20 protein-coding genes and 2 pseudogenes are annotated in these 22602 nt (G+C 37.0%); 5 read left to right on the top strand and 17 right to left on the bottom strand.

Annotated elements, in window-relative coordinates:
* Positions 1–31 precede the first annotated feature (31 nt).
* The 3 genes from H5968_RS21190 to H5968_RS21180 all read right to left on the bottom strand — a co-directional run bounded on the left by H5968_RS21190 (position 32) and on the right by H5968_RS21180 (position 4430).
* Entirely contained in the window at positions 32–2707 is a 2676-nt protein-coding gene (locus H5968_RS21190; protein WP_187041534.1) for a type I secretion system permease/ATPase, read from the bottom strand.
* Positions 2656–3414 carry a peptidylprolyl isomerase gene (locus tag H5968_RS21185; protein ID WP_096567242.1) on the bottom strand — a complete coding sequence of 253 codons (759 nt, stop codon included), beginning with the start codon at positions 3412–3414 and terminating at the stop codon, positions 2656–2658. The genes H5968_RS21190 and H5968_RS21185 overlap by 52 nt, the downstream gene beginning before the upstream one ends.
* Before the next feature lie 257 nt (positions 3415–3671).
* Complete coding sequence (locus H5968_RS21180; protein WP_137669200.1) at positions 3672–4430, bottom strand: TIGR00297 family protein; 759 nt, start codon at positions 4428–4430, stop codon at positions 3672–3674.
* Positions 4431–5237: 807 nt separating this feature from the next.
* Between H5968_RS21180 and map the strand changes: the two genes are divergently transcribed.
* Both map and H5968_RS21170 read left to right on the top strand, forming a co-directional pair.
* Complete coding sequence (map, locus tag H5968_RS21175) at positions 5238–6068, top strand: type I methionyl aminopeptidase (RefSeq protein WP_096572288.1); 831 nt, start codon at positions 5238–5240, stop codon at positions 6066–6068.
* A 132-nt stretch (positions 6069–6200) separates the two neighbouring features.
* Complete coding sequence (locus tag H5968_RS21170) at positions 6201–7448, top strand: ribulose bisphosphate carboxylase small subunit (protein ID WP_187041533.1); 1248 nt, start codon at positions 6201–6203, stop codon at positions 7446–7448.
* A gap of 140 nt (positions 7449–7588) precedes the next feature.
* Here H5968_RS21170 and H5968_RS21165 read toward each other — a convergent pair whose 3' ends face one another.
* The 7 genes and pseudogenes from H5968_RS21165 to H5968_RS21140 all read right to left on the bottom strand — a co-directional run bounded on the left by H5968_RS21165 (position 7589) and on the right by H5968_RS21140 (position 14178).
* A complete protein-coding gene (locus H5968_RS21165) occupies positions 7589–8749 on the bottom strand; it encodes a glycosyltransferase family 4 protein (protein WP_187041532.1) in 1161 nt (386 codons plus the stop codon).
* A 327-nt stretch (positions 8750–9076) separates the two neighbouring features.
* Entirely contained in the window at positions 9077–10747 is a 1671-nt protein-coding gene (locus H5968_RS21160) for an MFS transporter (protein ID WP_370569800.1), read from the bottom strand.
* A pseudogene (locus H5968_RS26220) lies at positions 10734–10982 on the bottom strand (DNA repair protein RecO); the annotation flags it as partial. The gene H5968_RS21160 and the pseudogene H5968_RS26220, both read right to left, overlap by 14 nt.
* A gap of 74 nt (positions 10983–11056) precedes the next feature.
* Positions 11057–11672: pseudogene (gene recO, locus H5968_RS21155) on the bottom strand (DNA repair protein RecO); the annotation flags it as partial.
* An 80-nt stretch (positions 11673–11752) separates the two neighbouring features.
* Positions 11753–12442 carry a deoxyribose-phosphate aldolase gene (deoC, locus tag H5968_RS21150; protein ID WP_187041529.1) on the bottom strand — a complete coding sequence of 230 codons (690 nt, stop codon included), beginning with the start codon at positions 12440–12442 and terminating at the stop codon, positions 11753–11755.
* An 81-nt stretch (positions 12443–12523) separates the two neighbouring features.
* Complete coding sequence (locus H5968_RS21145) at positions 12524–13654, bottom strand: DNA cytosine methyltransferase (protein ID WP_187041528.1); 1131 nt, start codon at positions 13652–13654, stop codon at positions 12524–12526.
* 131 nt (positions 13655–13785) lie between these two features.
* The gene (locus H5968_RS21140) at positions 13786–14178 is read right to left on the bottom strand and encodes a hypothetical protein (protein ID WP_187041527.1); all 393 of its coding nucleotides are present in this window, start codon (positions 14176–14178) and stop codon (positions 13786–13788) included.
* A 91-nt stretch (positions 14179–14269) separates the two neighbouring features.
* On the opposite strand from H5968_RS21140, the gene H5968_RS21135 reads away from it, so the two are divergent.
* Complete coding sequence (locus tag H5968_RS21135) at positions 14270–14749, top strand: hypothetical protein (protein ID WP_255427217.1); 480 nt, start codon at positions 14270–14272, stop codon at positions 14747–14749.
* Between the two features lie 114 nt (positions 14750–14863).
* Here the strand turns inward: H5968_RS21135 and H5968_RS21130 are convergent, their stop codons facing one another.
* Together H5968_RS21130 and H5968_RS21125 are read right to left on the bottom strand one after the other, a co-directional pair.
* Entirely contained in the window at positions 14864–15070 is a 207-nt protein-coding gene (locus tag H5968_RS21130; protein WP_096572883.1) for a hypothetical protein, read from the bottom strand.
* Between the two features lie 217 nt (positions 15071–15287).
* Complete coding sequence (locus tag H5968_RS21125) at positions 15288–16754, bottom strand: YcjF family protein (protein WP_255427216.1); 1467 nt, start codon at positions 16752–16754, stop codon at positions 15288–15290.
* A gap of 120 nt (positions 16755–16874) precedes the next feature.
* On the opposite strand from H5968_RS21125, the gene H5968_RS21120 reads away from it, so the two are divergent.
* Positions 16875–17387: a DUF29 family protein gene (locus H5968_RS21120; RefSeq protein ID WP_187041525.1), complete on the top strand. Its 513-nt coding sequence runs from the start codon at positions 16875–16877 to the stop codon at positions 17385–17387.
* Positions 17388–17451: 64 nt separating this feature from the next.
* Here H5968_RS21120 and lpxD read toward each other — a convergent pair whose 3' ends face one another.
* From lpxD to H5968_RS21100, 4 genes are all read right to left on the bottom strand, one after another.
* Positions 17452–18504 carry a UDP-3-O-(3-hydroxymyristoyl)glucosamine N-acyltransferase gene (lpxD, locus tag H5968_RS21115; protein ID WP_187041524.1) on the bottom strand — a complete coding sequence of 351 codons (1053 nt, stop codon included), beginning with the start codon at positions 18502–18504 and terminating at the stop codon, positions 17452–17454.
* 68 nt (positions 18505–18572) lie between these two features.
* Positions 18573–19811, bottom strand: coding sequence for an NAD(P)/FAD-dependent oxidoreductase (locus H5968_RS21110; RefSeq protein WP_187041523.1), 1239 nt, complete (start codon positions 19809–19811; stop codon positions 18573–18575).
* 27 nt (positions 19812–19838) lie between these two features.
* A complete protein-coding gene (gene rd / locus H5968_RS21105; protein ID WP_096572302.1) occupies positions 19839–20003 on the bottom strand; it encodes a rubredoxin in 165 nt (54 codons plus the stop codon).
* A 395-nt stretch (positions 20004–20398) separates the two neighbouring features.
* Positions 20399–20593 (bottom strand): hypothetical protein, encoded by a 195-nt coding sequence (locus H5968_RS21100; RefSeq protein WP_096572303.1) that lies wholly within the window; start codon positions 20591–20593, stop codon positions 20399–20401.
* Between the two features lie 657 nt (positions 20594–21250).
* On the opposite strand from H5968_RS21100, the gene H5968_RS21095 reads away from it, so the two are divergent.
* A complete protein-coding gene (locus H5968_RS21095) occupies positions 21251–21814 on the top strand; it encodes an SRPBCC family protein (protein WP_187041522.1) in 564 nt (187 codons plus the stop codon).
* A gap of 121 nt (positions 21815–21935) precedes the next feature.
* On the opposite strand, the gene H5968_RS21090 is transcribed toward H5968_RS21095, so the two are convergent.
* Entirely contained in the window at positions 21936–22160 is a 225-nt protein-coding gene (locus tag H5968_RS21090; protein WP_187041521.1) for a hypothetical protein, read from the bottom strand.
* Positions 22161–22602 lie beyond the last annotated feature (442 nt).

Genomic DNA, 22602 nt, shown 5'->3' with positions numbered 1-22602 from the left:
CCCCAGTCCCCAGTCCCCAGTCACTTTACCCTTAAATATTCATCTGTTGTCGTTGATAAAGTGACCAGTATAAACCCTTTTGTTGCAATAAACCTGTGTGTGTTCCCCGTTCTGCAATAATACCTTTTTCCATGACTAATATTAAATCTGCACGTTTTAAAGGTGCAAAACGATGGGCAATTAAAAACACGGTACGGTTAGCAGAAATCTTTTGCAAATTTTGTAATACTTGCTGTTCTGTTTCACTATCTAAGGCGCTGGTTGCTTCATCTAAAATCAAAATTGGGGCGGTAGAAAGAAACATTCTCGCTAATGCAATGCGTTGTCTTTGTCCACCTGATAAAGCTGTACCTCTTTCACCTACATTAGTTTCATAACCGTAAGGTAATTGACTGATAAAATCGTGTGCTACTGCTAATCTGGCAGCTTCTACAACTTGTTCTGCGGTAATATCTGGATTTCCTAAACTGATGTTTTCCAAGATAGAACCATTAAATAAAAAGTCTTCTTGGAGAACTACAGCAATTTGTTGTCTTAAAGATGCTAAATCACAACTTTTCAGGTCAAAACCATCAATTAAAATCCTTCCTGATTCAATTTGATAAAGTCTTTGCAACAGTTTAGAAAGGGTACTTTTACCTGAACCACTGCGCCCGACAATACCCACAAATTGTCCTGGTTTGATATCAAAAGAAATGCCTTTTAATACAGGTTCGGTGTTAGGACTATAACGGAAAAACACCTGCTCAAAATTAACTTCACCTTTGAGGGGTGGTAATACTAAACCCGTTCCTGCTTCTGCTTCTGGGGCAGCGTTGAGAATATCGCCAATTCTATCTACAGAAAGTAGCACTTGTTGGAGATTTTGCCATAATTGTACTAACCGCAGTAAGGGTCCTGTCACTCTTCCTGATAACATTTGAAAAGCGATTAATTGACCTACTGTGAGTTGCTGATCAATGACTAATCTTGCACCAAACCAAAGTATTAACAATGTAGAAAAATTAGTGAGAAAATCACCAATATTACTGCTAATATTTGACGTAGTGGAAGCTTTAAAACCAGTTCTAATAAACTTAGCAAATAAACCTTCCCAGCGTTCTCTAGCTACTGGTTCGGCTGCATGGGCTTTAACAGAATGAATACCTGTAACCGTCTCTACTAAAAATGATTGACTGTCTGCACTGCGGTTAAAAGTTTCGTTTAGCCAATTTCTTAAAATTGGGGTGGCGATAATTGTTAAAGTGGCAAATAATGGGAGAACAGCTAAAGCTACAAAAGTGAGGGGAATGTTGTAATAAAACATCAATCCCAAATAAACGACGGCAAAGATACTATCGAGAATTACTGTTAAAGCTGTACTTGTTAAAAATTGGCGAATTTGTTCTAATTCTTGTACTCTGGCGACTGTATCACCCACTCTGCGAGATTCAAAATAAGCCAAAGGTAAACGCATTAAATGGCGAAAAAGTTGGGCTGATAAACTCAAATCTAAACGCCGTGCGGTGTGGGTAAAAATGAAGAGTCGAAGAGTACCCAGGAGAGCTTCAAATATGGCGACTAATAAGAGGGCGATCGCCATGACATCGAGAGTAGCTAAACTCTCCTGCACCATTACTTTATCAATGATAACTTGGGTAATTAATGGTGAAGCTAAACCCAATAATTGTAAAGTGAAGGAAGCTAGTAATACCTCACCTAATAATTTGCGATATTTCCAAACTGCGGGAGTGAACCAAGAAAGATTAAATTTCTCTTGTTTGGAAATTAATTCTACTTGCCATAATTTACCATCCCAACAAGATTCTATTACTGATTGGGTGAGATATTCACATTGATTATTGAGAGGATTGGCAATAATTAAACAATTACCTTTCATCCCATAAGTTACAACCCAACTGCTAACTGTTTCCGATTTCCATAATAGTAAAGCCGGAAAAGATAAATGTCGTAATTCACCCCAATTTACCTGCAATTTTCGCAAAACTAACCCTAACTTTTCCGCTGTTTCTATCACATTTTTGGGGCGTTGTCCCCGCAGTTGACGTTGTACCCATTCTAGTTGCACACTATTATTTAAATATTGTGCCACCATTGTTAAACAAGCGGCCGCAGTATTTTCACTCACTACAAAAGGATAGTTAGAAGGATAATCAGAAATTACAGATTTTGATGATGAAGGTAAAGATAAATAAGATGTCGTCAGTGCAGTAGATATTTCTTCTTTTTCCCCGTTTTCACTGTCACCTGTCACCTGTTCCCTGCCACCTTTCCCATGCCAAAATTCATCAATTTGAGGATGAGAAAATTTTTCCCATAGTGATGAGTTCCAACACACAACTACAACTTCTTTACTAGCAGCTACAGCTTTACAATTAGTGAATAACTGTTGCAAATCACCAAACCAATCGCCATCATTTAAGGTGGCTACAGGTTTACTTTTTTCATCCCGTAAACGGACTTTACCAGTGACAATAAAAAACTGATATTCTCCTGTTTCCTGTAACCAAATTTTTTCGCCAAGTTGATATTGACGAATTTCTAATTCATTGGTTACTTCTGTTTGTTGTTCAGGAGTCAACCAGCACAATGGCGGTTTTTTCCAAGGTAAAGTATCTAGCACATTTATTCGTAAATTTTGATAGTTCAGAATATTTAGCTCACTTGTAATTTTACTGTCAGGTTTTGAATTTTTTCCCCTAGCCATTTTTCAAATAACTCATTTTGTAGTGATTGTTTTAGTTGAGTATTTTCTAAAGTTGCTGGTAGAATGTTCTCTAATCTAAATAAACTGAAATTTCCTTCTATTTCTATCGGTCCTATCAATTGTCCAAGGTTAGCTGCATCTACAGACGCACGCAAAATATCTGGTAAACTACCCCGACTAATGGGACCCATCATACCGTTAAAGGTTTTTTCATCTGCTAAGGAATACTCTTTTGCTAGTTGCTCAAAACTACTTCCTTCTTCAATTTGAGTGTGTAATTCTTCTGCTAGTTCTCGGTTATTAACCATGATCCGAGAAAGTACGACTCGATCTAAATAAATCTTTCTTTCAATAAAGTATTCTGGTAATTTTGGTTCGGTAATTACCGCTTTCAGTTTTTCTAATTTGAACCCAAAGCTAACTGATTCATAAAATGTAGCATAATCACTACCATTATTTTGTAACCATGTTTGGAATTGTTCAGGATCTGTAAGTTGATTTTTTAACCGAAAATCAATAATTGCTTGTTCAATTAATGCTGTACTGATATTTATATCATCTCTGGTTTTTAGTTCTTTCTCTAGGACATATTGACGCAGAACATCGCTGATAAACTGATTTAGTTTACCAGAAATCTGTAAATACTTGACTACTTGATAGAGGTCGATTTGATCGTCGTTGATTGTAAAAAATGATGAAGATTCCATGAAATAAATATGAGGAAAATCCTAAAAATCTATACAACTTTTCCATGAAATAATAGATAAAACCGTAGGAAAATAAGGTTCAAGATGATAAAGATTTTATGAATTAGTTAGTGAAAAAATAAATAATTATAAAAATTACCTACACCATATAAATAGTAAATGCAATTTTTTACACATTTCCTATGGTTTTGGAGTAGTAATAGTCATGAACAAAACAGCAAATTTGCTGTTTAAAATTTTGAATTTTTAGTAAATTTTCAAACAAATATCATTTGCCAAATAACAGCGAGGATAATTGCTGCAACTGCCCCAATTAGGGTATTGAAGATATTGACAACTTCGTTGGTAAGCCAAGTATATTTCGATTGCAATGTTGCACCAATGACACTTTCTAAATTGGTAGCGATAAAGGCTGCTATTACACACCAAACAATTCCTAAGATATCTATTAAATTTACACTCCAACCTACAAGGGCGATCGCTACGGATCCGATAATACCCGCTAAAGTTCCTTCTAAACTTACCGCCCCTTCTGTACCTCTCGCTACAGGTTGCAATGTGGTAATTAAAAAGGTACGCTTACCGTAGGCTTTACCCACTTCGCTGGCAGTTGTATCTGATAATTTGGTGCTAAAGCTCGCTACATAGCCCAAACACAGCAAAAACTTCCAATCAGGTATAAGCCATACTCCCAGGGCGCATAAAGTCGCAATTAACGCCGAACCCCAAACATTTTCGGGACCCCTTGCACCAGAACGTTTTTCTGCAATTCCTTGGGCTTCTTTTTCTTTCATACCGATGCGGGTAACTCCCGAACCGACGATAAAATAAAACCCTACCACCAGATATCCTGGCCAACCCAGTGTTCCCCAAACTATTACACCCAATAACCAAGCGTGGAATATTCCCGCAGGGGTGAGTAATTTTTTAGGAATAATCGCCACTATGCCTAATAAAATAGCGTTTAATCCCATTCCAACTAACCAGGGATTGATGTCATTAAGTAATGATAACATTGGTAATTAATGATGAGTATTTTCAGTTTTTTATGATATGGGACTACTTTTTTGATCTGTGACAGTTAGTGGTGCAGAATGTGGTTTTATTCTACTAAGTACATTTGTCTTTGATACTCCCCACGGCTAAAAGCCGGGGGATTCTTGAATAGTCCACAAACGAACCTTCAACGGTGCTATCAAAGACACCCTACTGATTCCACTGAGGTCTAGACCTAGTTTTATCGCTACTTTAACTTTTTGGCTCTCCTAGACTAGATATGACCATTTAACACTTAATACTTGGTTAAGTTCATTATGTATCAAGAGATTCAATAAAATCAAAATCAATTTTTATTAAATCTATTGTTTTGGATTAGTGGAATCCTTGTATGATAATAGTTTTAGCCGTTATTTTTTATTAAATTACCATAACCACTCTAGGAGAGCCTGTTTTTTATTCCACCCGAATACAATTGTGCCACTTTCCGATACCCAGGGAGCCTAGGGCGTTGATCAACTGTTCTGGGACTTACGCATAAGTAAATATAAATCGCTGAAAAAACCTAAACTCGTAAAATTATTGATAATGTTCTCAATAATATTGAGAATAAAGGTGATTTATTGCGAAAAATAGTAAGTTGAACAAATTTGGCAAAATTCAGATTAAAAAAACTTATAAAACATGGGATGGAAAATTACCAATTACCCGTTACCAATTTTCTAAATAACGCAAAATAAGCTAACGTAAAGATAGATATTTTTTGCAATAAATCTCAACAACCTGAAATCTAAGCCGTAAAGTCACGGAAATTACTAAATTACATGATGAACATTCTCAGCAACCTAATTTCTGAAACAGTTCAAACCAAACCCACAGCACCCAGACAACGCAGGGGTATAGAAATTAAATCTCCGCGCGAAATCGAAATCATGCGACAATCGGCTAAGATTGTAGCCACTGTTCTCAAAGAAATTTCTGAGTTAGTAGAACCGGGAATGACAACTGCTGACTTAGATGCTCATGCAGAAAAACGTATCCGCGAAATGGGTGCAACTCCTAGCTTTAAAGGATATCACGGTTTTCCGGCTTCGATTTGTTCTAGTATTAATAATGAAGTTGTACATGGTATTCCTAGTCCGAAAAAGGTTATTCGCTCCGGTGATGTATTAAAAGTTGACACAGGTGCTTATTACCAGGGATTTCATGGTGATTCTTGTATAACAATTGCCGTGGGAAATGTCACCCCAGAAGCAGCTAGATTAATAAAAATAGCGGAAGAAGCTTTATATAAAGGAATTGAACAAGTTAAAGCCGGCGCTCACCTTGCGGATATTGCTGGTGCGATTGAAGACCATGTAAAAATGAATAAATTTAGTGTGGTGGAACAATTTACAGGTCACGGAGTGGGTAGAAATTTACATGAAGAACCTGCGGTTTTCAACTATAGAACTCGTGAGATTCCCAATGTGAAATTACGTGCTGGTATGACTTTAGCTATTGAACCAATTTTAAATGCAGGTTCAAAAAATACCAGAATTTTGGCTGATAGATGGACTGCTGTAACTGTTGATAATGCTTTATCTGCTCAGTTTGAACATACTGTGTTAGTGAAAGAAGATGGTTATGAGATTTTAACTGATAGATCATTGGTTTAATAAGGTACAATTACTGGGGGAAAAATCCCCCAAATAGTTTGTAGATTTTAATTTTGGTTTTCAGTCAAAAGTCAAAACTTTGATAATAACTTTTATAATAATTATAATAATTATAATAATTATAATAAAATTATGAGTTACTACATTTCTCCTCGGTTTCTGGATAAAATTGCTGTTCATATCACCAAAAACTTTTTAAATATTCCCGGTGTACGAGTTCCCTTAATTTTAGGGATTCATGGAAAAAAAGGTGAAGGTAAATCTTTTCAATGTGAATTAGCATTTGAAAAAATGGGTATAGGTGTCACCCTCATTTCTGGAGGAGAATTAGAAAGTCCAGATGCAGGAGATCCAGCACGGTTAATTCGTTTGCGTTATCGAGAAACCGCAGAATTAGTTAAGGTGCGGGGTAAAATGTGCGTCTTAATGATTAATGATTTAGATGCAGGTGCAGGACGCTTTGACGAAGGTACTCAATACACAGTTAATACTCAGTTGGTAAATGCAACATTAATGAATATTGCAGATAATCCCACTGATGTACAATTACCAGGAAGTTATGATGCTAACCCTATTCGTCGTGTTCCCATTATTGTGACAGGAAATGATTTTTCTACTCTCTATGCACCATTAATTAGAGATGGAAGAATGGAGAAGTTTTACTGGGAACCCAACCGTGATGATAAGGTAGGAGTTGTGGGGGGAATTTTTGCGGAAGATGGACTTTCACAAGGAGAAATTGAACAGTTAGTAGATACTTTCTCTCATCAGTCTATTGACTTTTTTAGTGCTTTGCGTTCTCGTATTTATGATGAACAAATTCGTGATTTTATTCATCAAATAGGTTATGAAAAAATCTCAATGCGAGTGGTTAATAGTGTAGAACCACCACCAGAATTTAAGAAACCTGATTTTAGTTTATCCCATTTAATTGAATCTGGTAATTTAATGGTAGGTGAACAAAAACGGGTGGAAACTTCCCATTTAGTTGATGAATATAATCGTTTAAATCGGGGTAGACTTTATAAATCTCAAGCTGTTGTTAAAGAAACTCCTGTTAGTCAACCTGTAACTAATGGAAATGGAAACAATAGCATTACAAATCAAAGTCATTTAAGTTTAGAGACACAGGAACAAGTCAGGCAAATTTTATCCCAAGGTTATAAAATTGGTGTAGAACATGTTGATGAAAGACGTTTTCGCACTGGTTCGTGGCAAAGTTGTGGTACTTTACAGATAGATGGTGAATCTGATGCGATTTCAACTTTAGAATCTTGTTTAGCTGAATATAGTGGTGAGTATGTGCGGTTGGTAGGTGTTGATCCCAAAGCAAAACGTCGGGTGATGGAAACTATTATTCAGCGTCCAAATAATAGATAAAAAGTCAGATTCCCGACTTTTTTATGATTGTATGAGAATTGAAAAATTAGCATTTTTGGCTTTTTCCCCTTGAAGGGGGAGGTTTTAAGCCCTGAATGAAACACTTATCAATTGTCAATTATCAATTACCCATTGATCACTTAAACACCCCAACCTAATGTTACAGGACGCTTTGCTAAAACTTGTGTATAAAGTTCTGCTAAGGAACTGATATTATCGCTCAGGGTATAGCGTTCTAAAACTCGTTTTCTTGCTTTTTGCCCCAACATGGTTGTTAACTCTGGATGATCTTGGAATAGTGGTAAAAGGGTTTTGAGTTGCGATCGCACAGTTTTAGAGTTAATTACTACCCCAGCACCTTTTTCCAATACTTCCCCATCTGCACCGACATCAGTAGCTAAACAAGCCAAACTACAGGACATTGCTTCTAACAAAGACAGGGATAAACCCTCTACCAAAGAAGGTAAAATAAATACATCTGCCCCCCGTAAAATTTCTATACGGCGTTCTTCATTAGCGACAAAACCTAACCAGATAATGCCATATTCTGAGCCATAAAATGGTTCTAAAGATGCTCTCAATGGACCATCACCCACTATTAAAAGCTTACTACCAGCAGCCATATCTGACTGTTTCCAAGCTCGTAATAGGGATTCTACATTTTTTTCCGGTGCAATACGGCCTTGGTAAACAAACAAACGTTCAGCATTAAATTCTTGTTTGACATGGGAAACACCAGGAGAATCACCAGGAGAATATTTAACAGTATCAACACCATTAGGAATAACGGCGATTTTTTCTTCCCTAACTCCCATTTTTGCTAATAATTCTCGTTGAATTTGGGAAAATACGATCACCTTATCATAATTATCTAAAAAAGGTGCGTATAGCTGATAAGCTAAAAGTTGCGTACCAGAAATTAATTTTGCTCCTTTACCAGCAAAGGGAGTGTGAAAAGTAGCAATCAGGGGTAAATTTAATTCTTTGCAAATTTCTGGTAAAACAAAGTCCAGAGTGGATAAAGTCAAGGAAGCATGGACTATTTGTGGTTGTATTTCCCGCAATGCGTCTTTTAAAACCTTAGTGGCATTAAAAGCGGGAAGTGTGTAAACTTGGGACTTATAAATAAAAGGTAGGGGAACTTCTTTAAAATTTGGCCAGTTATCTGGTTCAGAGTCGTCTTGAGCAAAGTGAAGAAAACTTACATCATGTCCCCTATCTAATAATCCATTTGTAATTTCCCGACTATAGGTGACATTACCGCAAAAGGGTGATTTTTTTCCAATCCAGGCTATACGCATTCTTTAATTAGCTGTTGATAAAATCGGTTTGAAATGATTGGGGTTTTATACTTAGCTGTTTTTATCCCGTGATACTTGCTGCTTTTTGTGCATCAATAAATTAATGCCATATCTTTATTAAATATCTCAGCTATCAGCCAAGTCAAATAGCAAATTTATGGCTTTATTTGTGGTGTTTTTAAGTTGGGAATTAATCAACTTGATCGCCAATCAATTAGGATCAGGTTTCATTAATCCTCAGCAAGTATGTTCTGAATTTTCGCTGGATTAAGTTTAGCACGAAAACCAGTGATTTTATTAACTTTTTGATGATTGACTAACTGATAACTAGGTACGGGAATTATACCAGGTGAAGATACCTCCGAGAAAGACGAACACAGCCAAGGACAAAAAGACTGATTTTAAGCCAATGAAAGTTTCCGCTACACCTGCTAAAGCTAAAGGTAGAGTCAGGGCAATATTAACCACATTATTTTGCAGTCCAAACACTTTACCACGCATTTCTGGGGGTGTTTCGGTTTGGATAGCGGTTTGCATGGGAATACCAACCAAAGCGCCAAACACGCCTAATAAAGTTATGAAAAGCAGCACTAGCGATAGCTGGGTTGTGAAGAGTGAAAGACCAACTAAAGATGCAGCCATACCCAGACAACCCCAGAGGCTAAGTTGTCGATAGGAAAAACGTTGACCAAATTGGCCGAGAATTGTCGCGCCTCCTGCAATACCAACACCACCCGCTGCAAGTAAAAAACCGAATTGGGAAGCTTTTAAATTAGGGATAATTTCTGCCATGCGAACGGCGAGAACGGTTAAAGCTGCAAACACAGAAAATAAGATAATTAATTGTAAAAGAGCATTGCGGACGCGGTGATTTTCTTTGAGGTAACGTAAACCGTCCCGCAGGTCTTCAAAAACGTGAGGAAATTCTGTTTCTGGCGGGTGCGGTTTTTCGTTGGTTTTGAGGAGGAATAAAATCATGCCAGCGATCGCATAACTACCACCAACTAAAATTTCTTTACCGAGTCCCCCACTACCGCCAAATTTTGCCCAAATACTATCAGCTAAAACTAACACTGGTTCGCCCACAGCAAAACCAACAATTACCGATGCCATCATCGTTGTTGTGTACAGGGAATTAGCAGAAAGTAAATGTTTTTCTTCCACCACTAAAGGAATGGCTGCTTGTTCTGCTGGTGCAAAAAACTGTGTTAATGTGGAAACCAAAAAAGTCACCAGTAAGATCATTAAAAAACCCACTGGCAAAACTCCCACAGGCTGCCAATCATGGGTTAACCACAGTAAAAAAGGAATTGCTAAAACGAGGATACCGCGCCAAATATTTGATGCTACCAATACAGCTTTTTTTGACCAGCGATCCACAAACACACCAGCCACTGAACCAAACAAAACTGCGGGAATGGTAAAGATCATCATTAACGCTGACACCCAAGCACTGATACTTTGACCACCTTGTTGAAACTCACTGTTAATCAAAGCAATCATCAATACTAGATATACTTTATCAGCCAGTTGACAGAAAACTTGTCCTCCCCACAGTGCTAGGAAATTTGGGTTTTTTAAGACAGGAAAAAATCCCTTTTCTTCCACATCACTTGATGTTGAATTTCCACCTGAACCAGAACCGTTTAATGGTAATGTTTCTGTTTCTAAGGGTGATGTTAATTGTAAACTTTTTTCCGTAGTATTAACCTTACTATTAACCTTACTATTAACCTTACCATTTTCACAATTACTTGTTCCTGAAATTGGTGAATCTATATCTGATGGTTGAGGTATATTCACATCAAGTTCTGATGTCAAATTTTTCTCATCAGCAACTTCTTTGAGAGACATTTCTGGACTATGAATTTTGCCAGACTTTAGGGGTGAAACAGAACTTAAATGATTAAGTTGTGTAGATTCTGATACCCTATTCTTGTTGTTAGCTTGGCTAGGTGATAAAGGCTGAATTTTTCGATCCAAATCAGACGATTGCATCATGGTTAGCGGCAAAATAAGAATCTATCAATGTGGCAGAGCGAATAGGGCGACCCAGATGGTACTGGGTGTACTGGCGCAAAATTTGCTCAACAGATAACCAGCCATCATCTGCGGCTGCATCTATTTGCATTATCCCTGGTTGGGACAAATGTTGGAGCATTTCTAATTCTTTTGCACCCAAACGACGGGAAATTTTTGGTAGGTCTTGGTGATGGAAAAGGGTTTGATAACCCGCTTTGGGGGAATTATTGGCCGATGGAGAAATTTCTGCTTCCTGTTTTCTTTCTTCCTGTTTTTGCCGTTCCCTTTGTTTTCTTAACTGTTCCCACGCTTGTAAGCAAACTGTTCCCCCCGCAGCAATGCTAAAACCTGCCTGCCAGTTAGGGTTGGTCAGGTCTGGAGTTAGGGGACGCTGGGTTAAGCAACAAAATTGCACTTGTGGGGTTAATCCTGCTAAAGCTAGGAGGTGAAATATTCCATGCGCTAAATATGCTACTACATCTTGTCCTTGATTTTTTGGTAAAGCTTCTAAACGCTGGAGATGTTCGTTAAATACCTCATAAAGTTCTTCTTGGGGATGTTCGCTTAAAGCTTGACACAGAACTATTTCCGCTAAATATTGACTAGCAGCTAATTTTCCCAAGTCTTTGGTTAGACCTGGGTAGGTTTTTATAGTTTCGGCTTGGGTAATTCTCTTGAGAGTTGATGTAGCTGGTTGTGATAATCGCCCTTGAGAAATGAGCAGTTGATTAACTACAAACATTCCACTTCTCCCACCCAGACTGGAGTTATGTTTCCGTGAACCAGGAGCGATCGCCCGAATCAAACCAAATTCTTTGGTTAAAATTGTCACTATTTTATCTGACTCTCCTAATGCCTGGGTTTTCAGATTAATACCAGTTGCTTGATAAGTTCTACTCATTAGTCACCAGTCATTAGTTATTTTTACCCAGTCACCAGTCACCAGTCCCCAGTCCCCAGTCCCCAGTCACCAGTCACCAGTCACCAGTCACCAGTCACCTCTTCTTGGCGATCGCGTTGACGCAGTAAGTCTATACCGCGAGATGTTCCTAATCTGGTAGCACCAGCCATAATTAAATCTAAAGCGTCGTTATGGGTGCGAATCCCTCCTGATGCTTTAATTGCCACCCTATCCCGTGCTATTTCTTTTAATAGGCGTACATCTGCTACAGTTGCTCCTCCATTCCAACCTGTACTGGTTTTTAAGAATGCAGCACCCGCATCCATAGCTAGTTCGGCTGCAAGTTTTTTTTCTGCATCCGTGAGTAAACTGGTTTCTAAAATTACCTTTACAGGTTTTCCAGTTTCTTCACAAATTGTAGCAATTTCCTGGTGTACTTCCTCGCTTTTACCTGCTTTCAACCAACCTAAGTTAATCACCAAATCTAACTCTGTTGCACCATTTTCCACAGCTTCTTGCGCTTCATATAACTTCACGGCTGAAGTAGTCAAACCAGTGGGAAAACCAATCACAGTACAAACTTGGGGGTTTTTGTTGTGCAGCAGTTGGGCAGCGTGTTTGACATAACAGGGATGGATACAAACCGCTGCAAAATTAAATCTATATGCTTCTTCACACCATCTCTCAACCTGCTCTGGGGTAGTAGTTGGTAATAGCAGGGAGTGATCGATAAATGGCGCAATATCAATGTTGGGGGAGTCTGCTGCCATTGTTAAGTCTGCCAGTTAGGGATTATTAATCTTTATGAAAATTTAAGATGTTTCTTCTCTATTAAATCATATTTGGAGGAGTCAGGAGTCAGAAAACTTTTTAATATACAAAAAATCAAGTATACTTTGAGCTAATGCTTTCCCTGCTAAGTACGGAACACCATTACCCACGGTTTTAAACATATTCGTAAGTGATATATTTTCTGGAAGTGAAAAATTAGCGGGTAAAGATTGAATAGCTAAAGCTTCAGATACAGAAATACGTCGCACTTTGTAAGGATGTAAATGTACTTCATTATTTCCATAACAAGCTGTAGGAGAATAACGCCATCGGTGCAAACGTTTAAATGATTTTTTAGAATCATCTCCCTCATCAATAGTTAAAAATTTAGTGATACCTGCTCGTGGGTGAAAATAATGTTTTGAATTAGGATGATTAAGCACATTATTTTTTATAAACCAATATTCAACAGTTAATTCTTGAGGAATATTATCAGGACAATAGGTGATAGAATTTTCTTTAAAAGGTTCGGTTTTATTCCAAGAATATGCAAACACTTGATTTTGAGGATATAAAATATATTCTTCCCAAGGAAAGGTAAAATCATCAATTCCCATATCATTGAGAAAATTATTCTTAAAGCCTATTAAAATAATTCTGTCTCTATCTTGAGCTACACCATATTCAATGGCATTAATTAAACGTTCTGTTAAAATATAACCTGCTTGCTGTAATTTAATTTTCAAAGATTCATAAAACAAACGATGTTTTTTAGTTCTCCATAAACCCTTAACATTCTCGAATAAAAAGAAATCAGGTAAATTTTGACAAATCAACTCAATATAAGATTCCGATAATTTACCATTATCCCCCAAATGTCCTTTGTTTTTACCACCAATAGAAAAATCAGGACAAGGTGGACCACCAATAAAGCCAATTATATTATTTGATTTACGGGAATCTTTGACTAATTCATTTAATTTTTGTGCTGCATTTCCTTGAGTTAATTTACTGACATCTGCTTCCTCACCTTCATGATATCCATATTCAGGTTGTGGGAGTTTTAACATTTCCCGTGAATAGCGATAAGCAGACATGAAAGGGGGGAATATTTCGTTAACGTAAGCGATTTTATAACCTGTATTTTCAAAACCTAAATCGAGGAAACCTGAACCGGAGAAGAAAGAGAAGATACAAATATTGCCATTCATTGGTAAAATCAAATGATGTTGTTAAGAGTTCCCTGTTCCCTCTTACCCAATTAGTAATTTAGCATAACAAGTACCGAAGAACCATAATTTCCGATTAAGATGTTTGCTTACTTGGAAGTTTAAATATTAGTTTAGCATACTATGTACTGATGAACCAAAATATATAAGGACGAATTGTTAAGGTAAATATTACCTGTCGTGTCAATAAATTCTATATTGTTTTCTAGTAATGACTCTACAACAGCATCACAAAGTGTGTCTGTAATTAGCAATGTTCTCTTATCACTGCTCAGTTTTTGCTTCAGATGATTGATATAATTAATATTTGCATCAACTGTATCTAAAGTGATGGATGCTTTAATTTCAACTAAATATTTAACTTGGTTATGAGGCGTATATATTGTTAACAACCCATCCGCTAGAGTGTTTTCTAAAAAAGGTTCTATAGTTGTTGTTGTCTCTATCTGAGGTAGTTCTTCCAGCTTTTGTATACATTTTTGTAACCAAGGATGTTTAGGCTGCATAGTATGTTACAACTAGAGATTAATTAAAATGTTTTATAATCTCAATTATAACAAACAGGTGTAAAAAATGTTTAAACTCCAAAGAATATTCATGACCTTGATATTAATCGCACTACAACTGATATACCCGATCGCTAATTTATTTAGCCAGATCAAATATTTTTTCCAAAAACGTGCAGCATTGAAAAAACATCAAGAAATTATCACTTGGGTAAAGACTCAAAACCTCCCCTTAGACACCAGCGCAGATTTTAAATTACCTACTCGTTTACTTGGTATTACTCATAATGACTTAGTTCAAGTGCTGCATTCTGCTGATGATAAATACTATGTAGCAATCATAATTAATCATAGCTTAAATATGATAGGTACAACATACACAGCTAGAGGTTTATTTGTTTGTGATTCACCTTTAAACAACAAATATTTAACCAAAATTCCTGGTGTTTGTCACAGGATCAATATTTTAGGAGAATATCAACAACCTTATCCAATCGCTTGGGCGTTTACTAATCTTGAAGTTGAACACAAATATAATGATTATTTATTTGCTGTTTATCGTCAGATTTAAGTAATTTAAGTAATTTGTGAATTGATAAATCAGGTATTTAGGAGAGTTTAACCAAAAAATATAATTACTTGATAGGTACAAAAAATCATACCTATTAAGTATTATTTTCAATCATTAATTTGCTTTTTCAGCTAATGCTTCTAAATGAAAAGCAAGGTTATTGAGTGCAAATTGAATTTCCATACTGTAAGCTAAACTTTTCCATCTGGGGGTGGTTGCATGATCTAATGCTGTTGTGTCCAGGTATCTTGCAAAAACAACAAGTTTTTCTGAGTCTGTTTTTGCTGTAGCTAAATTATCCAAAAATTCTTGAGGTGTCATAAATTTACCAATAGTTTCAACATCTGAGAAAATCACAGACATTATCATAAACCCTACCACAAAATAAATCTGTTCAAAATCGCATTAAATTTGAGTGATTAAAAAATATTTTGACTTCTGACTTCTGACTTCTGACTGCTAAATTCTGACAATAAAACCCGCTTTTTATTTGGGAATAACTCCACTGCAAGCGGGTTTGTAATTTCTGTGTACAAAATTATCCCAATACTTCAACTGGTTTTGTTTCTGGTAATAACCGTTTCACACCTTGTTTAACAAATGCTTCCAAAACAGCAATTTTTTGATTTTGCTGGAATACATTTTGCAAAACTTGGCGTAATTTTTCCAGGTTTAAACCAGTTCCTGTTTCTAATGCTATTTCTTGCTGTTCAAAATATTCAACCAAACTTAAACCAGCAACTTTGGTTAAATAAGCAGCACTCACACCTTCAACTACTCCCCCTGCAACGAAGGTGACAGCATTAGTTTTGAGAATACCTGTTACTGCTCTAGTAGATAATTCTACTAATCCTAATTTCAACATTAAGCTTCCCATAGTGACCGCTACTTGTTGCGCCTGTTCTAAGGAAATTTTTTGTTGATAAATATTACCTAAATCCATTACCATTTGTGCATTAATAGCCGCAGTTGCTAATATATCCAAAGCGGGAATTGGGTTGGCAAAAGCAGCAGCAGCAGCTATCCACTGATTTTGTTCTATGATGGGTGTTGAGCGATCGCGTCTGATGCTATTTAAACAATTTTTCGCTTCCGCTTTGAGTAACAGCACTTTCCGCATTGTTGTCGTACAAACTAGCTGCTGTTTTTGTTGTGTTAAAACTTCAACTAATTTTTCTGTTAATTCTTGAATGTTTGGTGTTGGTTTTTCCATCCATTCTTGTACAGAACCATCAGCTTCATGTTTTCTCACTTTTACAGGTAAGGGTGAAGCGGAAGTTGCAACTACATTACCAGAAACTCTTTGTTTCAAGGATTGCAAAATTGTAGCGCGTTCATCTACTATATACTGGTCTTGTTTATTAAAAACCAGCAATACTGATTGTTTTACAGCTTTTAATTGTTGCCAAACTTGAAATTCTGAATCTGTTAAATCTCCATTGGTAAGAAATAAAACAAAATCAGATTTTTGCAGTTCTGATAATGTGACTGCATCAGAAGTTTCATTCATTCCTGTAAATAAAGGTGCTGTTTCTACAAAATGTAGAGAGTTTGTAGATAAAGTTTCTACATTTTTGAGAGTTTGAATAATTGTACTTTTACCTACAGACTTACCACCTGTCACAGCAATTTGAATTTCTCGTCTATCCAACTCTAAAAGTAATTGTTCCAGTTGTTCACGTAAAGTTGTTAAGCTGGGATGGTTGACTGCTTCTTGTGCGAGTTGGTTGATGATAGCTTGGGTTTTATTGACTGCATTTTCTACAGATGACCTATCTATAACCATATTATCTAGCTGTTCACCAATCTGAGGGCGATTTTTCTGCAACAACCACAAACCCCCACCAACTGCTAAAGCACTCAACAGCCCAAACTCTCCTACCTGTACTATTGAATCATGCCAGGTGTCTAACATCCACAGGGAAAAGGACAAACCCAGTCCTCCCACTAATATTGGTTTATGTAACTTCACAATTCTGGTTCTCTCCGCTTTTGATGGTGTCATCTCCAGAATATATCAAAACCGGCTGATTCAAGTTAGACAAATGAACAAATTTAACTATAAAATACAATTAAGGATTGTCTGAATCAATATTCTCTTATTTATAGTTTGAGGTGAATACAGATGACACAGGAATTAATTGACCTCAGAAATAGCATTTTGGCAGGACGTTACACAGATGCTCTGGCAATTGTTGATGAATTAGAGGGAATGAGTAAAAAGGCTATTTTGCGGCAGATTAAATCCTTTTTAAAGATTCTGCTCATACATTTAATTAAGAATCAAATAGAACAGAGATTAACCAATTCTTGGACTGCTTCTATTCGTAATGCTATCTTGGAAATTCAAGAGGTGAATTTGAAAGATAATAAAAAATCTCATTATATCAATGAAGATGAATGGCAAACTTATTTAGAAGATGAACTTACACCAGCAATAGCAGATGCTAGTTTAGAGGTTTTACATGGTACTTTAAAACGAAAACAAATTTCCCAAATGTTAAATAAATCCCAATTAATATTAAATGTAACTGAGTTATTAGGAATGACATATAACTATACAAATAGGGAATTACCTGATGTGATAGATGATTATTTTGCTCAATTACCAGGGGGTGAAGATTGGCTTAATAGCTAGAATTATCCAAAATAGTAAAATATTATCAATTCAAAACAGGCAAGATGCCTGTTCCACAAAAAAATTAATCTGACTTTTTCCCTAGTTGACGTTGCAATTGTTTGAAAGTTTGATATATCTCTGGGAGACGGCTATAAATAGCAGATACTTTCAGGTATAATTTGTATGGTACGGCAGGAGTACCAGAGACGATTTCTCCTGGTGCAACATTGTTATGAATACCTGTTTGAGCAGAGGCGATCGCCCCATCTCCAATTATTACTTGATTTGCTATTCCGCTTTGTCCGGCTAAAATGACTCGGTTTCCTACTTTTACACCTCCAGCCATTCCTGCTTGTCCAGCAATAGCACAACCTGATCCAATTTGGCAACCGTGACCGATTTGTACTAAGTTGTCAATTTTAGTATTTTTGCCAATGCGGGTTTCACCGACTGCGGGACGATCAACTGCACTGTTACAACCTATTTCTACCCCATCTTCTAAAACTGTATAACCAGATTGTTCCATTTTTAACCAACCTGTGCGGGTAGGAACAAAACCAAAACCTTCTGCACCGATGACAGCACCGCTATGAATTACGCAGTCTGCACCGATTTGGGTACGTTCATGGATGGTACAGTTAGCGTGTAAGGTGGTGCGATCGCCAATTTTTACATCAGGATAAATCACGACGTTGGGGTGAATAATTACACTATTACCAATTTCTGCACCTGGAGAAATGACAACATGAGCGCCAAGATAAACATTATTACCGATTTTGGCGGTGGAGTCAATAACGGCACTGGGATGAATTTCTGGGGTAGGTTGATAGGGTTGGTAAAAAAGAGCGATCGCTTGAGCAAATAATAACCGGGGTTCGGGAGTTGCTAACCAAGCAATACCCCTTTCTGTAGCTTGAGTGTGTAATTTTTCATCCAGAGGTAAAATTAAAGCACTGGCAACAGTAGAATTAACTAAAGCTGCAAATTTTCCCCCTTCCACATAGGTGATAGAACCGCTTGTAGCTTCATCTATAGCTGCAACTCCGGTAATTTCTGGGTTGAGTTCTGGGTTCAGGGTGAGACTGTGAGCTTGAATATTGTCACTTAATTTACTAACAATTTCGCTGAATAACATGATTTAATTTTGAGCATCTGAGGTTTCTGACAATGATCATGCCTTAATCTGATCTTTTTTGGTGACAGTTAGGAATTACTCGTTTGAGTCATTGACTTTCCAGCTAAATATGCGGTTGTCCAAGCACTTTGGAAGTTAAAACCACCAGTTATACCATCAATATCCAATATTTCCCCAGCAAAGTATAAACCCGGAACTAGTTTACTTTCCATTGTTTTAAAATTAACCTCTTTGATGTTGACACCCCCACAGGTGACAAATTCTTCTTTGAAAACTCCTTTACCATTAATTAAGTATTCTCCCTGAGATATTTCTTGAACTAACTGATTTAAGGTTTTGTTAGATATTTCTGCCCAACGGTCTTCAGTAGTAATACCTATACGGCTAATTAGATATTGCCACAATCGATGGGGTAAGTCAACACCACGATGGAGGGCGATCGCTTTTTTGCCCCATTCCTGTTTTACCGCTAAAAGCCTTTGTCTCACTTCCTCTTGTGGCAAGTTGGGCAACCAATTAATGTATAATTTGCATTGATAGCGATTTTCATGCAGTATTCTTGCACCCCAAGCGGAAAGTTTCAGTACCGCAGGTCCACTGATACCCCAATGAGTGATTAACAAAGGTCCTGTTTGTTGTAAAGGTTTTTTATCTGCAATTGATAAACGCAGATTAACAGGATTAACGCTAATTCCTGCCAATGTTCGTAATTTTGGATCAGCAATGTTAAAAGTAAATAAAGAGGGAACAGGGGTTTCGATGTGATGACCTAACTCTCTAGCGATTTTATAACCTATTAAACTGCTACCAGTAGCTAAAATTAGGCGATCGCAATATTTCGTTTCTCCCGACTTGAAAATAACTTCAAAACCCTCGTTTTTTCGGTTCACAGAAATTACAGGAGTACCAATACTCAGTTCTAGCCCAGCATTAAAAGCAGCTTTAATCAAACATTCTACAATAGTTTCCGAACGATCTGTAATGGGAAACATCCGCCCATCAGCTTCAGTTTTCAAATTTACACCATGAGCCGCAAACCAAGCTACGGTGTCAAGAGGTTGGAAACGAGTAAAAGCACCCCGCAAAGCTTTACCACCTCTAGGGTAATTTTGCACCAACTCTTCAGGAGTAAAACAAGCATGAGTAACGTTACAGCGTCCCCCACCAGAAATGAGAACTTTTGCCAGTGGTTTACGACTGGCTTCAATGACAGTAACTTGGGCTTGGGGGTTAGCTTCAGCACAGGCGATCGCACCAAAAAAACCCGCCGCCCCACCACCAATAACTACAATTTGCAAGGGTGACAACTTTAAAAATCTTTCAATAATCTTACTTTACTCTTCAAAAAGTGTAAAATCCTCTTTTGCAGCACCGCAAACAGGACAAACCCAGTCTTCTGGGATATCTTCAAAAACTGTTCCTGGTTCTATCCCACCATCAGGATCACCAACTTCAGGATCATAGATATAGCCGCAGACCGTACATATATATTTTTTCATGGTTGTGCGCCCTAATAACTAATTATTTCAGCTTTCCACTATTCCATAGTATTCCATATATAGGACTCCTATTTGATTTTTGAACAGAACTCCGTACATACTGCCTTCTTTCCTGTTCCCTGTTCCCTGCGATGCACTGAGCTTGTCGAAGTGTTCCCTGTTCCCCACATCCACGAAAAATTCATGAATCAAATCGGATCACTATATTTATCACTATATTTATCACTATATTTATCACTATATTTATATTTTGATAAGCTGTTGTGCATTTAATTTGTATAAGTGGAACAGGCATCTTGCCTGTTAAACAAGAGTTCAGAATATTAGGATTATACAATTTAGCTGTGTAACAGCTTATCAATCTATATTTACTTGCTTATTGCTGAGGACGGATCTTAAAAACGCCATAATCTGCGTTGAAAATAACTGAAAATGCCTAACCCCAACGCCCCAAACAACAATAACCAAATCACACCACCAGGAATAAAAGTGAGAATACCCAAGCCTCTGAGTATCCATAAGGCTATTCCCATACCAAGAAGGATACCCAAGATTTGAGTTAATTTGCGATTTAATGAAGATTGATTCACTGGATTTTTCTGGCAATTTCAGCAAAAGTTACATTTTCAATTAAAATTATATCACGTTTGCTTGTTGCAGGTTCATATCTGCTATATAAAACCTAGACAAAACTAGACTTTACTTTCTACTTCAACGGGAGCATGGGAGCAGTTATCCCTCAGTAGACTTTCACGCCTTAGCCAGACGCGATTGTGTTCCAATTAAGTTTCTGAAAAAGACTACCACCATCATTGCTTGGTTTTCGCGTCGGCAATAGTCTCAATTCAATACTTGATATCACCGTATTATATATCAAGTAGTTGATTTTTTCCTAAAAATATATTGATTTTTGTCAATACAAGTATAGTTTTGTCTATGAAATTGTCAACTTAGGACTTGCTCTTTGGGTAGGAAATAGAGAATGGGAAAGAGAGAAAAAATGATACTGTAAGTCATTTCTGCCAAACAGGTAGATTTAAATACAGGGTGCAAGAGTTTTTAGATAGAATCAACTTCCATCAAATTATATCCAGAAAATCAATAAAATGAACTGTAATTAAAAATGAGTAGGTTTAAATCCTGAAATTTCTTGGTTGAAACTTTCAAACTCTGGTTTTTTAGAAGATTTAAATGTTTGATTCAGTTTTTGGTTAATAAATATTGTTTGAGGGGTAGAGAAAAACACTATGTCTGTATCTGATATCTCATCAACTATTCAAGGTTCTAAAGGGTTAGATATGTTGTGGAGTCCAGACAAACAAAAGTCACTGATCCAAGGTGAAATTTTGCTACAAACGCGATCGCATACTCTCTGGGGTGGTGCTGTCACAGCTTGGATGTACGTACCCTTAGTTCGGTCTAACGTTTGGCAGCAGATTACAGATTATCCCCGTTGGGTGCAATATTTCCCTGATGTCACAAAAAGCGAGATCATAACCAAGGGTGATGTCAAGCGCCTATATCAAACAGCACAGAAAGCCTTTTTATTTTTCACTGCCCAAGTAGAAATTTATCTCAGCGTTGTTGAAGTCTTAGGACAGCAAATACAATTTCGCATGGAAAAAGGGACATTTGAAGATTTCCATGCCAACTTAGAACTTAAAGACATGGGAAATGGAACTTTGTTAGCCTATACAGTGCAAGCAACACCGAATATTCCCATCCCCTCAATTTTTATTCAACAAGCAATGAACTTGGAATTACCAGACAATATGCGTAAAATGCGACAAGTGCTGATTTTAAGTCAATAACAGTAATGTCTACAGGCAAAAGCTATTTTGGAATTTTGGTTGTTGGGAACTGGTGACTAGGGACTGGGGAAGAAACTGGGAAGCAGAGGAAATTATTTGTATTTTCCCAATCACCAATCACCTATTGACGACTTACTGTTACAGGTTCATTTGCAAACCAAAAGTCCTGTAATTCTTCTTCGGTAAAAATATAGCCAAAAGTAGCAGCGAAATTAACTATTTTTTTTGTATCCCAGTGAGAATTATCAAAAAATCCGGGTTGACGGCAATTTTTATAATACAGATCATAAACACCGGGTTCTAAATTCAACATTTCATAAAAACTTTCAACTTGTTGTAAAGACACAGATCACACTCCTAGTTTATGATTTATTTTGATGCTTTATAACTCAAAACCCCAACTTTTTAAAAGTCGGGGATATTATTCCTAGCCTTTAAAAGTTTTTAAAAACTAGGTTTTTCAATTTTTCTCCACAGTTAAATTATAGCCGTACACAGAGTAGTTAGGACATCAATTAATCATAAAACTCTGATTAAAAAAGGGTTTTACTCCTGACTCCTGTAAGGGCGTTCGCGAAGCGTGCTGGAAGCATCAGCATTCGGGCGATAAATTATCAATTTTTATCACAGGTTATTTTCCTGTAAGGGCGAAGCATTCGGACGATAAATTATCAATTTTTATCACAGGTTATTTTCCTGTAAGGGCGAAGCATTCGGGCGATAAATTATCAATTTTTATCACAGGTTATTTTCCTGTAAGGGCGAAGCATTCGGGCGATAAATTATCA

The sequence above is a fragment of the Sphaerospermopsis sp. LEGE 00249 genome, from assembly GCF_014299995.1.
In the GTDB taxonomy this organism is placed as follows: Bacteria; Cyanobacteriota; Cyanobacteriia; order Cyanobacteriales; family Nostocaceae; genus Sphaerospermopsis; species Sphaerospermopsis kisseleviana.
Note: the sequence above shows the minus strand (reverse complement) of the source record. Positions and strands in the feature narration are given on the sequence as shown.

What these genes read in the sequence shown, in the direction of transcription:
- H5968_RS21190 (WP_187041534.1), bottom strand. Translation starts at nt 2,707, where the DNA reads ATGGCTAGGGGAAAAAATTCAAAACCTGACAGTAAAATTACAAGTGAG.
- H5968_RS21185 (WP_096567242.1), bottom strand. Translation starts at nt 3,414, where the DNA reads ATGGAATCTTCATCATTTTTTACAATCAACGACGATCAAATCGACCTC.
- H5968_RS21180 (WP_137669200.1), bottom strand. Translation starts at nt 4,430, where the DNA reads ATGTTATCATTACTTAATGACATCAATCCCTGGTTAGTTGGAATGGGA.
- map (WP_096572288.1), top strand. Translation starts at nt 5,238, where the DNA reads ATGAACATTCTCAGCAACCTAATTTCTGAAACAGTTCAAACCAAACCC.
- H5968_RS21170 (WP_187041533.1), top strand. Translation starts at nt 6,201, where the DNA reads ATGAGTTACTACATTTCTCCTCGGTTTCTGGATAAAATTGCTGTTCAT.
- H5968_RS21165 (WP_187041532.1), bottom strand. Translation starts at nt 8,749, where the DNA reads ATGCGTATAGCCTGGATTGGAAAAAAATCACCCTTTTGCGGTAATGTC.
- H5968_RS21160 (WP_370569800.1), bottom strand. Translation starts at nt 10,747, where the DNA reads ATGCAATCGTCTGATTTGGATCGAAAAATTCAGCCTTTATCACCTAGC.
- deoC (WP_187041529.1), bottom strand. Translation starts at nt 12,442, where the DNA reads ATGGCAGCAGACTCCCCCAACATTGATATTGCGCCATTTATCGATCAC.
- H5968_RS21145 (WP_187041528.1), bottom strand. Translation starts at nt 13,654, where the DNA reads ATGAATGGCAATATTTGTATCTTCTCTTTCTTCTCCGGTTCAGGTTTC.
- H5968_RS21140 (WP_187041527.1), bottom strand. Translation starts at nt 14,178, where the DNA reads ATGCAGCCTAAACATCCTTGGTTACAAAAATGTATACAAAAGCTGGAA.
- H5968_RS21135 (WP_255427217.1), top strand. Translation starts at nt 14,270, where the DNA reads ATGACCTTGATATTAATCGCACTACAACTGATATACCCGATCGCTAAT.
- H5968_RS21130 (WP_096572883.1), bottom strand. Translation starts at nt 15,070, where the DNA reads ATGACACCTCAAGAATTTTTGGATAATTTAGCTACAGCAAAAACAGAC.
- H5968_RS21125 (WP_255427216.1), bottom strand. Translation starts at nt 16,754, where the DNA reads ATGACACCATCAAAAGCGGAGAGAACCAGAATTGTGAAGTTACATAAA.
- H5968_RS21120 (WP_187041525.1), top strand. Translation starts at nt 16,875, where the DNA reads ATGACACAGGAATTAATTGACCTCAGAAATAGCATTTTGGCAGGACGT.
- lpxD (WP_187041524.1), bottom strand. Translation starts at nt 18,504, where the DNA reads ATGTTATTCAGCGAAATTGTTAGTAAATTAAGTGACAATATTCAAGCT.
- rd (WP_096572302.1), bottom strand. Translation starts at nt 20,003, where the DNA reads ATGAAAAAATATATATGTACGGTCTGCGGCTATATCTATGATCCTGAA.
- H5968_RS21095 (WP_187041522.1), top strand. Translation starts at nt 21,251, where the DNA reads ATGTCTGTATCTGATATCTCATCAACTATTCAAGGTTCTAAAGGGTTA.